The organism is Vreelandella profundi, from assembly GCF_019722725.1.
In the GTDB taxonomy this organism is placed as follows: Bacteria; Pseudomonadota; Gammaproteobacteria; order Pseudomonadales; family Halomonadaceae; genus Vreelandella; species Vreelandella profundi.
The window spans coordinates 3,435,727-3,449,403 of sequence record NZ_CP077941.1 but is presented as its reverse complement, the minus strand read 5'-3'; the positions used below and the strand labels follow the sequence as shown (position 1 = coordinate 3,449,403).

Below are 13,677 nucleotides of genomic sequence, written 5' to 3'. Positions count from 1 at the left end.
TAGGCGAATGTCGCCCCGCCGTTTGGACGGGGCTATGGCTCTCTACCTATATGCCAGGGCTCAACGGGGTGCCAAAAGGCGTGTCATGACCGTTGAGATGACGTCAAAACCAGGTCTTCATAAATGCCCTTGATAGCCTTCTCTTCTGGGCTGTGGCGCTGTGGCTCCTGTTCCTGCTTTGGATGTAGTGGGGTTATAAGCCCGTTAGAGAGTGACAGGACATCGCTGAGCTGCTCGTAATCGAGGTTTACGTTATCGACATTGTATTGGTTAAGGCGTGTCATGGTCTCTGTGAGTGCGGTCATACTGTGCTCTTCTTCTCCAAGCGGCGGAAAGGCTTGAATCAGCGGCTGACCGCCTTCCCAACCTATCTTGATCGGCTGATTGATGATGTTGACTTGGGTGCCGGGTGGAATGCGGTCAAATATAGATTCGATGTCTTTGGGTAACATGCGGATACAACCTCGGCTTGCGCGCATGCCAATGCCATCGGGCTGGTTGGTGCCGTGAATCAAATAGCCATCGAAGCCTAGGATGATGGCATGGTCTCCTAGCGGGTTATCGGGGCCGGGTGGCACAACGCTGGGCGCGGTTTCACCGCGTGCTTCCGCTTCGCGTTTTACCGACTCAGGCGGGTACCACGCGGGGTTTTTAATGTTCATGGTGGTCTCGGTCACGCCTAGAGGAGTATCAAACCCTTCGCGACCAATGCCAATAGGATAGGTCTCAACACGCGGTGTCTCACCGTTTTTGACATCTGGGTAGTAGTAAAGCCGCAGCTCGGCGATATTGATGACGATCCCAGTACGCTCCACATTCGGCAGAATAAAACGTCCCGGAATAGTCACTTCCGTGCCCACCCCTGGAACCCAGATGCTAACCTCTGGGTTTGCACGGATCATCTCCAAATAGCCAAGGTTGTGACGCCTGGCAATATCTATCAAGGTATCGTCGTAATCCTTTACGATAAAGGTGTCAGCCTCTCCGATAATATTACCTTCCTCTGGTAGCGGGTAATGCCCTTTGGGCCATTCCGTCTCCTGGGCAGTGGAAGGTTGTGCCGCCATGGCGACAGGGAGCCATGCCAGAAACGAAACCATCACACTCACGATGAAGCCGATCTGCATTGGCCATGGGAGGAATCTCTTAAGTATTGCTGCGTTCTTTGCCAAGAGCATCGCTAGGTTCCTTTTTCATCTAATGCGTCGTTTTTTGATCGAGATAAGTTCAGTTGTAACCCGAGCAGTGTCAGCACCGCAGCGAGTATCCAAGCGGGGCCACTACCGGTGCGTGTGAAAGGAGTTAGGCCCTGCATCGGGGTCACCTCGCCAGTTAAACTGGCCGGTTCAAACTGTGGGGCACGGGCTGTGACGTGGCCTTGTGAATCGATGATGGCCGTCACGCCATTACTGGTAGCTCGAAGTAGGTGACGACCATTTTCTAAGGCACGTAGACGCGCCATTTGAAGATGTTGGTGTGGGCCAATGGAGCGCCCAAACCACGTATCGTTGGAAACCGTTAATAGCAGCTCGGCATTACGCGCCTGTTGGGCGACATGGTCGGCAAAAATGATTTCGTAACAAATGGCATTGCCAATGGTGGCTCCAGCCACGTGTAACGGAGCCTGTTCGCCTGTCCCTGGGGTCAGGCGAGGTACTGGCAAGTCGAAAAAAGCAAGGGTGCCAGCGAGGAGACTTTGGAATGGCAAATACTCGCCAAAGGGCACCAAGTGCGCCTTCTGGTATTCGCCCTGCACATCATTTAGCCCTATGACGCTGTTATAAGAGCGCCCTTCACTGTCGCGTTGCAAAATGCCGGTCAACAAGGCGGTGTCAGGCCCCAGGTCGGACGCTACTTGCTCAAGTATTTGCTGTGCTTCCTGCTCAAGCATGGGAAGGGCTGCCTCGGGCCAAACGATGAGATCGATATCCCTTGCTTGCTCCCGTGTCATCGCCGTGTAGATACTGATCGCCTCGCGCTGCCCTTGGGCAGTCCACTTAATGCGCTGGTCAAGATTCCCTTGCAGCAATGCCACCCGGATGGGCTTGCCAGCCGGGGTTGTCCATTGGGCGGGCAATAGGAATGGAACGATCCACAAGGCGGCCATTGGGACAAGGAAACCCCAGCGGCGACGCAGTACCTCTACCCCTAACGTACCTGTCAGCGCGGTCATGAGTGACAGCAAGTACACACCACCAACGGGCGCCCATGGGGCTAGTGGAGAATCTACCTGAGAGGTGCCCAGCAATAACCAGGGAAAGCCGGTGAGCAACCAGGTGCGTAGCCATTCGCTCACCACCCACATACCGGCAAAGCTAAGACAGGCTAACCGTGGCCCCGTGATGCGCCGATAGAGCCCAAAGGGGATTGCAAAGAAGAGCGCCAGGGCGCTGACAAAAAGAGTGGTGAGGAGCATCGCCACCAAGGCCCCGGTGCCACTGAAATCGTGAATAGCAACGAAGACCCATGATGTGCCAGAACCGAACAGGCCTACCCCATAGCACCACCCACGCAGGGTGGCCATGGCGGGCGTTAGCGACTGTATCTTCCAATAGACCAGTGCCACGGCCACTGGGCCAAGCCACCATAGGGAAAAGGGGGCGGCACTCAAGGTGGTCATTACCCCAGCGGCGAGCGCTACAACGCAATCGACTATTGGTGAGGAGCGCCCAGCAAAAAGCGTATATTCTTTATCTTTATCGACCACATCCATAGCGTTACTCAGAGCGCTTAAAAGCAGGACTTTCACGCCATAACGCCACTGCGAACATCAATACACCTGCAAACAGAGCGATATCGGCCATGTTAAAGGCGGGCCAATGCCATTCGCCCCAGTAAATGTCCAGATAGTCGACGACGTACCCTCGCGCTAAGCGATCAACAGTATTACCGAGCGCGCCGCCAAGAATCAGGCTGTACGCACAGGCCTCCAAGCGCGACAGGGGTTTGCATAGCTGCACAACCAATACGACGACCACCACCAACGCTAAACCAAGAAAGAGGTAGCGCTGCCAACCCCCTGCTTCTGCGAGAAAGCTGAAAGCGGCTCCTGTGTTCCCGGTATAAACCCAGTTAAAAAACGGCGTTAGCGGAATGACTTGGCCAAACGACATCTGGGCGTGCACGATTTCTTTGACCAGTTGATCGGCTAGAGCCAATACGCAAGCAAATGTGAACCATGGCCAACGTCGTGAAGGGCTATCGTTTGGCGCTGTTCTCATGACGTTGTTTTTCCTTGTGACAGGCCTGTCATTGAGGTACTGGGCGAAAAGCGGTAACCCAGCAGTCGCATGGCGTTCAACGTCACCAGGACGGTAGCACCGGTATCGGCCATCACCGCAATCCACATGCCGGTAATACCCAGCGCCGTTGTAACTAGGAAAATGGCTTTTAAGCCAAGGGCGAGAACAACGTTGGTTTTCACATTGCGCAGTGTGGCACGAGAGAGGTCTATCAGCTCAGCGATGCCGGTAACGCGGTTCTTGAGCAAGGCTGCATCGGCGGTTTCCAACGCCACATCCGTGCCGCCCCCCATCGCGATACCCACATCGGCTGCCGCGAGTGCCGGTGCATCGTTGATGCCATCGCCTACTTTACCGATGGGGCCACGGCCAGCCGCTTGCCAGTCTCGAACATACGCTGCCTTGTCTTCAGGCATTAGTTCGCCGTACGCTTCAATGCCTAAGCGACCCCCCGTGGCAGCGACGGTGCGGGCATTATCACCGCTGAGCATGACCGCCTGTACGCCCAAACGGGATAGCGCCGCTAGGCCTTCAATGGCATCTTCGCGTGGCTCATCGCGAACCGCGATCAAGCCCAGTAAACGCTCGCCTTCGACGAGGAGAGCGAGGCTCTTACCGGCTTCTTCTAACGCGACAATCCGAGCACTGAGACTTTCCTCAAGGATGACTTTCTCGTGAAGGTGACGAGGCGTCATTAAGCTCAGCTCGCGACCCTCCACCTGGCCGGAAACACCGCGCCCCGCCAGAGCGCGGCCGCCGGTGACGGTGGGGAGGTTGATGCCCGACTGTCGGGCATGCTCAACGATAGCCGTGGCGATAGGGTGACTGGAATCCCGCTCTATTGCGGCGGCGAGCCGCAATACGCTGTTATCGTCTTCCTCAGCAATCCAAGACTCCACATCTGTGACTCTTGGGGTACCCGCAGTGAGGGTGCCCGTTTTATCTAATGCCACCAAGCGAAGCTTACCTAACTGTTCAAGAACGGCTCCCCCTTTGATCAGTAGTCCGCGCCGAGCTCCCGCCGAGAGACCGGCGGCGATGGCGGCTGGGGTGGAAATGACTAACGCGCAGGGGCATGCGATTAACAGCAATGCTAACGCACGGTAAATCGACTCCGACCATGCCATGGTCGATACCAGCGGTGGCACTATCGCCATCAGTAGGGCGAGTAAGACGACGGCGGGCATATAGTAATACGCAAAACGATCAATAAAGCGTGCTATCGGTGCCTTGGCGGCCTGTGCTTCTTCAACCAGACGAATAACGCGTGCGATCGTATTGTCATCAGCGCCTCGTGTTACCTCCACCTCCAGGGCGGCATCAAGATTCACTGTGCCAGCAAAAATGTCATCACCAGGCGCTCGCGAACGGGGTATGGACTCGCCGTTTACCGGCGACTCGTCAATGTCGGAGGTGCCCACCAGGATGCGTCCATCGCAGGGTACGCGATCACCGGGCCGCACCAGCACACGCTGCCCGGGTTTAAGTGACTCCGCCGAGACGTCACGCAGATGGCCATTGTCCATCAGCCTCGCCGTTGAGGGTGTTAAATTTGCCAAGGCTGAGATACTGCGGCGCGCTCGTGAAGCAGCTACCCCTTCGAGTAGCTCACCTACGGCGAACAAGAACACGACCATCGCAGCTTCAGCGGCAGCATTGATGGCCAATGCGCCAAGCGCAGCGATGCACATCAGCATCTCTATGGTAAAGGGATTGCGCATTTTGAGGGCGCCCCAGGCACTCTGCGCAATGGGTATTAAGCCGACTAGCGTGGCCAAAATGAAAGGCATATTACCCAGCGCAGGCCATGCTAAACGAAGCGCGAAGGCTACGATCAGCAAATTGCCTGTGATAATGACCAAGCGCCCTTTAGCGGTTTGCCACCAAGAGGATGAAGCACCAGGTGCGCGTGTTTGGCCATCATGGGAAGCCACTTGATAGCCTAGTTCGTTCAGGATGCCCTCAATGGTCTTTCGCGAGGGGGCCCCGTGATCGTGGTGGTGAATCTTCACTGATCCCGTGACCGAGCTTGCCGTGACTTCCTCAATGCCTTCCAGTCGCTCTAGCGCCGATACAACCTTGCGCTCACAACCGCCGCAGTCCATGCCTTCAACACGCAGCGTCAAGGTGGTAGGCGCTGTTGTCGGCGTTGATGTTTTCATGGTGCCTCTCCTGCCAATGGGCTATGGTTTTTAAGTGTAAACCTTGTAGCAACTACAGCTTCAAGCCCTGCCTAAGGAGTTTTACCATGTCGATGATCGGCCAAAGTATCAGCATTGGTGAGTTAGCACGACGAGCCGATTGCAAACCTGAAACGGTTCGCTATTACGAGCGTATTGGGCTGTTGCGCGATGCGACACGAACCGGTGGGGGGCAGCGCCGCTATGGAGACGACGCTGTGCGGCGCTTGACCTTTATTCGTCATGCCCGTGACTTTGGCTTTTCGGTGGAGTCAGTGCGAGAGCTTTTGGCCATGTCAGATCAACCTGATATGCCTTGCCAAGAAGTCGATGCCATCGCCACGCATCACCTAAAGAAAGTGGAGTCCCGCCTTCAACGACTGTCCATACTGCGTGAGGAGCTTCAACGGATGGTCACGCAGTGTGCCGGTGGTAAAGTGGAAAGCTGCCGAATCATTGAGGTCATCAGTGATCATCAACTCTGTATCACTGAAAAATCGCACGGAGGGGCTCTCGACTTGGGTTAGCACTAACGCTACGCCCCACGCCCAATGGTCAGCCCAGCGAAACATCCAAAAACAGCATGAGTACCAATCCGATGGAGAGGCCCAGCGTGGCCTTTTTTTGGTGCCCGCTTCGATGAGTTTCGGGAATAATCTCATGACTGATCACATACAACATCGCCCCCGCTGCAAAGGCCAACCCCCAGGGCAGTAGCGCTTGTGACATGCTGATGACTCCAGCGCCTAATAAGCCACCCAACGGCTCAACAAGCCCCGTAAGGGCGGCAATCGTCCATGACCGCCAACGTGAATAGCCCACGCCTAGCAGTGATACTGCTACGGCCAGTCCTTCTGGGGCATTCTGAAGTCCAATGCCAATCGCTAGTGGAATGCCTCCTTCGCTTCCCCCTGCGCCGAAGGCCACGCCAACGGCTAGCCCTTCTGGCAGGTTGTGTATCGTAATGGCAATAATAAACAACCAGATACGACGTAGTGAGGCAGCCTCTGGCCCTTCTCGCCCCTGTTCGAAGTGCTCATGAGGTAAGAGTTCGTTCAGTAGTGCGACCATTCCAATCCCTAGCAAGATGGCCGCACAGGCAATGGCAGCAGGTACCACGCTACCTCCGTAACGCAGCTCCGAGGCTTCTAAGGAGGGTATGATCAGTGAGAAGAAAGAGGCCGCTAGCATGACGCCAGCGGCGAACCCCAACGCTAAATCGCGAACACCACGATTCGGTCTTTTGGTAAACAAGATAGGAAGCGCCCCGACAGCCGTCATCAAGCCCGCGGCAAGGCTTCCCAATACCCCCATTGTGACGAGAGAAACCTCTTCCATACCGATTACCTGTCTTGTGGTAGATGAGTGATCACAGCGCTAGGGTTCCATAACGAGGCAAGCACACGTTCACGTTACTAACAATCCATGCAACGTTGCTAAGCACGGGTGGTTACGGCTCGTTAAACGAGATCAAGTCATAAATGGACGCCGTGCCGATAGCTTGTTCCAAGCGATCTCTTGCCTCGTAAAGTGACGCTTGATATTCACCTTGAGTCGGCTGCTCACCCAACATGATGCGTTGACCTTGACCAAGGGGATCAACAGGCTGGTTATTGACTCTCACTTCGTAATGCAGGTTGGGGCCCGTGGCGACCCCGGAGGAACCTACCTCTCCGAGCGACTCTCCCGCATTGACTAAATCCCCAACCACTAGCTGTGGGGAGAATCGGCTAAGGTGTGTGTAGCGACTAATGGCCCCTGTGTCGTGCTCCACCTCGATCACCTGCCCATATCCCCCTTGGCGACCCATAAAGAATACGCGCCCAGGTGCGGTGGCAATGACCGGCGTTCCTGTCGGCGCAGCCAAGTCAATTCCATTATGAGGACGCATCCCTCCATACACAGGATGTCGCCGATTCCCAAAGCGAGACGTTAAGCGGGCACTAAGCACGGGCAACCGCAACGTGCCTAGCAGGGTGTCGCTTTTGAAAAGAGCTACGTCCCCCTTTTGGGTGACCGGCCATATGACCTCCAAGGGCTCTGCCTGATCAGGCAGAGCGGCATAACTGAGGCGTGGTGGCCCAACACGGGCGCCGTCCTGGCGTCGATCTTCCTCCCACACTAATTGAATACGTTCACTGCCAGAAAACTCCAGCGGCGCTGCGATAAACTCGCTGAGCAGTGTTTCCAGTTTAGTGGCGAAACGCGTTGGGACACCTTCTGCTGCCAAGGCCTCGTAGAGGGTGGTATCAATGACGACATCACGCCCAAAGGTTAGGGTATCAACGCTATCGAGCGGTAATGTGCCTTCTTGCTCGCTAGCCGCCTGTAACTTGACAGGGCTAAGTTCAGACGGAGGCAATGACAGATGCGTTTGCCAATTGGCTTCGGCTAGCAAGGGGTAAAAGCCCACAAAGCCTAGTAACCACCAGCGCTGCATCACTGGCCATCCTCTTCCCCAGAGATCTCCGCTACTTCACTCTCAACGGCATCAATCAGCTCTTGCATACCAAAGGGGTCTAAAGGCTCGCCATTGACAAAAAAGGTAGGTGTTTGGCGAATCTGATTGGCTCTGACATCCGCCATGTCTTGGTCAATCACCGCCTGCACCTCAGCAGAAGTCAGTTGCTCTTCGGCAGCCGCTAAATCAAGGCCTCCTTGGCTCGCGATATCGAGGATAGCGGATTCATCAAAACTGCCATGTGAAGCCCATTGATCCTGGCGAGCCAGCAGCCTCTCCAGTACCGGTTCAAAGACGCCCTGACGACGAGCAACTTCTAATACCCGAATGGCCTTATCAGATACGTCGCCGTGGAAAGGAGTGTAGCGCACGATGAGCCGCACTTTTTCTGGGTAGGTTTCCAGAATACTTTTTGTCAGGGGATAGAAAGCACGGCAGGCTTCGCAAGCCGGATCGAAGAATTCCACAATCGTCACCGGCGCGTCTTCTCGTCCCAAGATGGGGGAGTGTGAGCGCACCAAGGAGTCCTCTGCCTGGACACTGCTCTCCTTTGCTGCCTGAGCTTGCATATCTAAGAGGGCAGGTTTCGATACGGCGACGATCGCAGCGGTCAGCATTAACGTACCGGCCAATATAAAAGACGCTTTTTTGAACATGTTTCTCTCTCTTTCTCAACGATGGGGTGGAAAAGTAGGGTTGAAAAATAAGCCAATCGCTATGGGAGTAAGCCGCTCGCTACCTACCTGAGCCGGGAGTCGGCCTCGGTCTATCACTCGTGCCCATATAGATTGGCATTTTGATGCGCGTGGTCACTATGCTCAAACTCTAGGCTGGAATGAGCAATACTGAAGCGCATTTTAAGCTGCTCCTTGATCTCTGCTTTGACGGATTCAAGCTGCTGCCAGCCGGTTTCTGTCAGAACCACGTGGCAGTCAAGGGCTGCCATGTTTTCCTGCATCTGCCATAGATGCACATGGTGAATATCCTGGACTCCCTCGATATCTCGTACGGTCTCAACGACTGCCTGCCCGTCAATGTCCGGGGGAGATCCCAGCATTAGCGTACGGATAGGGCCGCCAATTTCAGAGAAGGCTAGGTAAAGAATATATAGCGCAATCCCTATCGTGATCGCGGGGTCCACCCAGCGCATGTCGTACAGTAAAATAAGCGAACCACCGATAATCACGGCGATGGAGGCAAACGCATCCGATAAGTTATGCAGAAAAAGGGCGCGGATATTGACACTCTCTTTTTGCATTGACCACGTGAGCATGGCGGTAAGGGCATCGACGACGAGCGCGACGCCACCAATAATCACGATCGTCCATCCCTCTATCTCAGGGGGATCGACCATCCGCATAGCGCCTTCGTAAATCAGGTAGACACCGACAATAATGAGGGTGGTGTAATTGATGAGTGCTGCCACTATCTCGATGCGGCCATAGCCAAAGGTCATATGCGCATCGGCAGGCCGTCTGGCGATTTTACGAGCAGCAAAGGCAATGACTAATGCTGCCATGTCAGAAAAGTTATGTAACGCATCAGCGATCAGCGATAGGCTCCCCGCCATAATGCCACCGACGATTTGAGCGATGGTTAAGAGCCCATTGGCCCAAATGGAGATGCTGACGCGCCGGTCGCCAGAGGCAGGATCAATGTGGGGATGATCATGATGATGTCCCATCTGTTACCTTCTCTCGAATTATCTGTTCTTGGTACTATAAAACCTCTAGCAACTAAAGCTTCAACCCTTGAGCATTATCTATTTGCATCGCTGGATTGGGAAGCACGTCCCTAGCTACCAAGGAGCCTTTGTGTGCTGGGCCGAAGGTGATCATGTTTTAGGTGCGGGGCTCAATCCACTTCAACCGGTAACGTCCAATCCACCATGGGTAGATTCATTTATTTTGTCGAGGCGCACCTTGTCTGGTTTGTAATCGTCGTCGCGGGGGGAGGCTTACTCTTTCCGGCCACCGGAATAATGCTTAAGTTCGCGATTGGGCCATTACTGGCATTACTGATGTTGATTATCAGCCTCACATTCGATGCGCATGCAGTGCGCATCGTGTTCCGAAAGCCGTCACGGTAGTTGTTGGCATTGGGGCTGGTCTATGGGCCTATGTCGATTGCCGGGTGGCTAACGGGCCGTCTATTTTTTGGAAGCGGCCCGCTGGCTGCTGGCCAAACCTTGCTCGGCACGCTGCCGACAGATGTGTCTTCTCCTCTTTTGGTACTGATGGCGAAAGGCAATGTGGCGCTTGCCGCTGTTTTCAACGCAGTCAACACCGCGTTATGTCCGTTTATTGTTCCCTTCCTGTTTTTATGGCTCACCGGCCTTCAGTTAGACGTGCCGCTTGGATCAATTATTCTTGAATTAACACTAATCGTGCTTCTTCCTACCGTGATTGGGGTCAGCTTGCGTACAAGGTTCTCGGCTTTCTTTGCACGGCATGATTCAGCGTATGCAGGGATAGGGTCGATTCTGTATCTGCTGATCCTACTCGCCGTGGTCGGGCCGAATGCCACCACGATCATTGGCTATGGCTGGTATGCGTTTGTGATTGCGGGCGCGGCCCTGTGCCTCAATTTGATTGGGTACCTGGTAGGTATGTCCTCACGGTTACTCACCTCTGATCGCAAAGAGGTGATTACCTATCTTTTCACGGTCAGTAAAAAGGAATTCAGCATCGCTGCAGCGTTTGTCGCTGCTTCTGGCTTGCCATCAGAGATCGCAATTCCAGCCGCTTTTTTTGCCGTGATTCAAATGATCACTTCGCCCATCGCAGCGAAGATCCTCGCCCGCCACTGAAGGGATGGCCGTATCGGCTCTTCGTCAGAAGAGCAACCTGCACACGGGGTGTACAGGTTGCTCTTACCGACAAAACAGACACCGCTACTCATAAAGGTGGCAAATAGTACCTATGCTAAGTCACTGCGACCAATACTGACCTTGCTAAAAGCATTTAACACAGAGGCTTCGCAGGGTATCTGTTCCTTTTTGGATTTAGGGTGCTTGAACGTATCGGCGAATCCTGGGCAGTGACCAACTAGTTTTTGGACAACACCTTCTACGTGCCGCACGTTAGACAGCACTTGGCGTAACCACTGCTCGAAGCTGCCTTGGTGGCTCAGCGTGAAGACTAAACCTTTATAGGAAGGAGGCTTGGATGCCTCCTCGCTACCGCCAGCTCTGGGTTTTGGAGGGCGTCGTTGGATCTCCATGAGATAGAGCGTTTGATCTAACACATGCACCCGAACGACGAGCACCCCGCGAGGTACCTTGGTCTGAGTATCAATGTAAACCCAATTAGCGACTGACGTTTCCACCTCCTCGTCTATTTCGAAAGGTTCGAGGCTGATTAACCGAGGGTCAGGAGAAGTGCTGAATCCGTCTTCAAAGGTAAACCAGCTAACGCCACGAATCGTTGCGGGATAGGCCGATTGTAAATAGAGAAGCGCATTCCACATATCACGTAGAAAGCCCTGTGATTCCAGTGTAATAGGAGCATGAATAGACGCTTGTCCCACTCCCTTCCCTGACCCATGTGGCTCCCCAGTGGAGAAAATGGTTTCGTCACCCGGAACGGGGACGCCTCGTGTATCGGGCACGTTTTTTCGGGTATATCGTTTATCCAAGACGGCGCGAGGCTTACCTAAAATAACGAATTCGTCCTCAGTAAGGTCTAGCCAGGAAGAACCATGGTCGGGCTCGTCATCATCCGTCAGGTCAATGACATCGGGGATGTCTTGAAGCTGATGATAGGGGAACTGAGAGGGGGCATCGTCGCCATCGGTGGCTGGTACTGTCGTTGATTTCTCTCTTTCACGGTGGATCGTGGCACCATCGGGCTGCGTACAGCCTAATATCTGCAAGCCTAGGAATGTGTTGCCACCATCAATTGGAACGCCAGAAACAGAGATTTCCCCGCTGCCTTGAAACCATGGAGTGACTTTTAAAAGCATCTTATCTTGGGGGAAGCTGGCTTCAGTCTGCGCATAAATATCTCTGGCAGCTTGTTCGGCATAGGGGTCGTACAGCATGTGCGCGAGCAAAATCGCATCGTGCCTATGAACACGATATGTAAATCTGACAGGCCAGGTACCTGGCGATGGGGGCGCATTAAGCGGTCGATAAAGCCGTTCTTTGACCTCCTCCCAACAGTAAGTGGCGAGCACACGCTTGATTTCAGATGATCGACCGTAAACGCGTGCAAAAAATTCGGTGCAAGGGATGAGCAGATGTTTGCCATCTGGGAGGTCAAATTCAATCAGGTACGATTTGTGTTTTCTGTCCAGCGGTAAATAGCTTGCCTCATGAAAGGAGGTATAGAGGCTGCGCCCTGCTTTGTGCAAGTCGTCTAAGGAGACAATCCGCCAGCCGCCCGGAGAGAACGAAACAGGGAATGTTTTCTCCTCAAATGCGATGCGGGAGTTGCTCACGCCCTTTTCCCAGACGGAGCCGATTCTCAATAGTCCGACATGCGTTAAGACCGTCGTTCGCTTAATCACGTCTCCTAATTTGTTCTCCTGATCAATAGGTCTTAAAAATACATAAATTTTAGGGACGCTTTGTGAGCGGATATTTTTGAAGATAGGCCCGTACCACCAAACGACCAAGCGCTCAGTTTCGTCTTTAAGGGTGCCATCTTGAAAGCTAAAGGTTCTGGATTGTTTGAGAGAAACGGTCACAAGGGCGTGCTCTATGTAAACTCAACATAGAGATTGTCGCAGCAATTATTGTTTAGTCGCAACAATTGTTGAAAATGACAGCCGCCGCCGACCAGCGCCGCGGCGCTGGCACTGTGATGGGGCTGACGAAACGGCCTTTTACCCCAATCAGCTTCTAAGGGCAGGCCGCAGACCGAACGCACGGCGGCGACTTCTAAGGCGTCTTCTTCAGAAAGCGGCGGCAAAATGCCCGGTAAGCGGCTGGCCAGCATGGTTTTACCCGTGCCCGGTGGGCCTGCAAAAAGTAAGTTGTGGCCACCAGCTGCGGCAATTTCTAGCGCGCGTCGCGCCTGCTGCTGGCCGCGCACATCGGCAAGGTCATCCACCGGCGCCGCCTCTTTTACCGAGGCGCTGAGCCTATGCGGTGGAATCTTCTCCTGATCTAGCAGGTGGGCGACGACCTGCCAAAGCGTATCGGCGGGCAATACCGGTAAATCGCCTGCCAGCGCGGCTTCATCGGCGCAGTCGCGAGGTACAATCAGCGCTTTTTTTGCCCGCCGGGCGGCCAGCGCAAAGGGCAGTATTCCCGGCACCGCGCGAAGCTTGCCGTCCAAGGCTAGCTCGCCGGCACATTCCATGCCTTCTAATGCTTCAACCGGAATCTGCCCTGAGGCTGCGAGAATCCCGAGCGCTATGGGTAAATCAAAGCGGCCGCCTTCTTTGGGTAGATCAGCAGGTGCGAGGTTGAGGGTAATTCGCCGCGTATTGGGAAAATCAAAGCCTGCGTTAACTAAAGCGCTGCGCACGCGCTCACGGCTTTCTTTGACGGCGGTTTCCGGGAGGCCTACGAGTGTCAATCCAGGCAAGCCGTTAGCTAAGTGTACTTCCACATGCACTGCTGGTGCGTCTAAGCCCACGCCTGCGCGCGTGGCCACAATGGCTAGCGTCATCGCCTTTCCTCGCTAATATCTGAATCTTGGCTTTCTAAGCAAACTTTACCTCAAGCGTTAAACTACCGTATTTAAGAAGGCGTTGATAGCGGGCCGGTATAAACGATATCATTAATACAAATAACAACGATTATCATGATCTTTACTATACTGACGTTGCTGCTTTCCTCTAACTT

11 protein-coding genes and 1 pseudogene are annotated in these 13,677 nt (G+C 54.2%); 2 read left to right on the top strand and 10 right to left on the bottom strand.

Annotated features, from left to right (window positions below; translation table 11 throughout):
* Positions 1-83: 83 nt before the first annotated feature.
* Genes KUO20_RS15775 through KUO20_RS15760 form a run of 4 tightly spaced genes read right to left on the bottom strand, consistent with a single transcriptional unit; the run spans position 84 to position 5,404 of the window.
* Positions 84-1,127: a L,D-transpeptidase family protein gene (locus KUO20_RS15775; protein WP_035539261.1), complete on the bottom strand. Its 1,044-nt coding sequence runs from the start codon at positions 1,125-1,127 to the stop codon at positions 84-86.
* A gap of 53 nt (positions 1,128-1,180) precedes the next feature.
* Complete coding sequence (gene lnt, locus KUO20_RS15770; protein ID WP_027957957.1) at positions 1,181-2,713, bottom strand: apolipoprotein N-acyltransferase; 1,533 nt, start codon at positions 2,711-2,713, stop codon at positions 1,181-1,183.
* A 4-nt stretch (positions 2,714-2,717) separates the two neighbouring features.
* A complete protein-coding gene (gene lspA, locus KUO20_RS15765; protein ID WP_027957956.1) occupies positions 2,718-3,221 on the bottom strand; it encodes a signal peptidase II in 504 nt (167 codons plus the stop codon).
* Positions 3,218-5,404, bottom strand: coding sequence for a heavy metal translocating P-type ATPase (locus KUO20_RS15760; protein ID WP_235040753.1), 2,187 nt, complete (start codon positions 5,402-5,404; stop codon positions 3,218-3,220). Before KUO20_RS15760 ends, lspA begins: the two co-directional genes overlap by 4 nt.
* Positions 5,405-5,490: 86 nt before the next feature.
* Here KUO20_RS15760 and KUO20_RS15755 point away from each other — a divergent pair, with 86 nt between their 5' ends.
* Positions 5,491-5,949 (top strand): MerR family transcriptional regulator, encoded by a 459-nt coding sequence (locus KUO20_RS15755; RefSeq protein WP_027957954.1) that lies wholly within the window; start codon positions 5,491-5,493, stop codon positions 5,947-5,949.
* A 28-nt stretch (positions 5,950-5,977) separates the two neighbouring features.
* Here KUO20_RS15755 and KUO20_RS15750 read toward each other — a convergent pair whose 3' ends face one another.
* From KUO20_RS15750 to KUO20_RS15735, 4 genes are all read right to left on the bottom strand, one after another.
* Entirely contained in the window at positions 5,978-6,760 is a 783-nt protein-coding gene (locus KUO20_RS15750) for a ZIP family metal transporter (protein ID WP_016916429.1), read from the bottom strand.
* A gap of 112 nt (positions 6,761-6,872) precedes the next feature.
* Positions 6,873-7,862 (bottom strand): M23 family metallopeptidase, encoded by a 990-nt coding sequence (locus tag KUO20_RS15745; RefSeq protein ID WP_016916430.1) that lies wholly within the window; start codon positions 7,860-7,862, stop codon positions 6,873-6,875.
* Positions 7,862-8,539 carry a DsbA family protein gene (locus tag KUO20_RS15740; RefSeq protein WP_016916431.1) on the bottom strand — a complete coding sequence of 226 codons (678 nt, stop codon included), beginning with the start codon at positions 8,537-8,539 and terminating at the stop codon, positions 7,862-7,864. The genes KUO20_RS15745 and KUO20_RS15740 overlap by 1 nt, the downstream gene beginning before the upstream one ends.
* Before the next feature lie 113 nt (positions 8,540-8,652).
* Entirely contained in the window at positions 8,653-9,567 is a 915-nt protein-coding gene (locus tag KUO20_RS15735) for a cation diffusion facilitator family transporter (RefSeq protein ID WP_016916432.1), read from the bottom strand.
* A 435-nt stretch (positions 9,568-10,002) separates the two neighbouring features.
* On the opposite strand from KUO20_RS15735, the gene KUO20_RS15730 reads away from it, so the two are divergent.
* The gene (locus KUO20_RS15730; protein WP_235040752.1) at positions 10,003-10,692 is read left to right on the top strand and encodes a bile acid:sodium symporter family protein; all 690 of its coding nucleotides are present in this window, start codon (positions 10,003-10,005) and stop codon (positions 10,690-10,692) included.
* A 110-nt stretch (positions 10,693-10,802) separates the two neighbouring features.
* Here KUO20_RS15730 and KUO20_RS15725 read toward each other — a convergent pair whose 3' ends face one another.
* Both KUO20_RS15725 and KUO20_RS15720 read right to left on the bottom strand, forming a co-directional pair.
* Positions 10,803-12,572 (bottom strand): hypothetical protein, encoded by a 1,770-nt coding sequence (locus KUO20_RS15725; protein ID WP_027957951.1) that lies wholly within the window; start codon positions 12,570-12,572, stop codon positions 10,803-10,805.
* Between the two features lie 80 nt (positions 12,573-12,652).
* Positions 12,653-13,501 (bottom strand): annotated as a pseudogene (locus tag KUO20_RS15720) (YifB family Mg chelatase-like AAA ATPase); the annotation flags it as partial.
* Positions 13,502-13,677 lie beyond the last annotated feature (176 nt).

Excerpts from the sequence above, each read along its gene's own strand:
- KUO20_RS15730 (WP_235040752.1), top strand. The coding sequence starts at position 10,003 with ATGTCGATTGCCGGGTGGCTAACGGGCCGTCTATTTTTTGGAAGCGGC.
- KUO20_RS15750 (WP_016916429.1), bottom strand. The coding sequence starts at position 6,760 with ATGGAAGAGGTTTCTCTCGTCACAATGGGGGTATTGGGAAGCCTTGCC.
- KUO20_RS15735 (WP_016916432.1), bottom strand. The coding sequence starts at position 9,567 with ATGGGACATCATCATGATCATCCCCACATTGATCCTGCCTCTGGCGAC.
- KUO20_RS15775 (WP_035539261.1), bottom strand. The coding sequence starts at position 1,127 with ATGCAGATCGGCTTCATCGTGAGTGTGATGGTTTCGTTTCTGGCATGG.
- KUO20_RS15755 (WP_027957954.1), top strand. The coding sequence starts at position 5,491 with ATGTCGATGATCGGCCAAAGTATCAGCATTGGTGAGTTAGCACGACGA.
- KUO20_RS15760 (WP_235040753.1), bottom strand. The coding sequence starts at position 5,404 with ATGAAAACATCAACGCCGACAACAGCGCCTACCACCTTGACGCTGCGT.
- lspA (WP_027957956.1), bottom strand. The coding sequence starts at position 3,221 with ATGAGAACAGCGCCAAACGATAGCCCTTCACGACGTTGGCCATGGTTC.
- lnt (WP_027957957.1), bottom strand. The coding sequence starts at position 2,713 with ATGGATGTGGTCGATAAAGATAAAGAATATACGCTTTTTGCTGGGCGC.
- KUO20_RS15745 (WP_016916430.1), bottom strand. The coding sequence starts at position 7,862 with ATGCAGCGCTGGTGGTTACTAGGCTTTGTGGGCTTTTACCCCTTGCTA.
- KUO20_RS15740 (WP_016916431.1), bottom strand. The coding sequence starts at position 8,539 with ATGTTCAAAAAAGCGTCTTTTATATTGGCCGGTACGTTAATGCTGACC.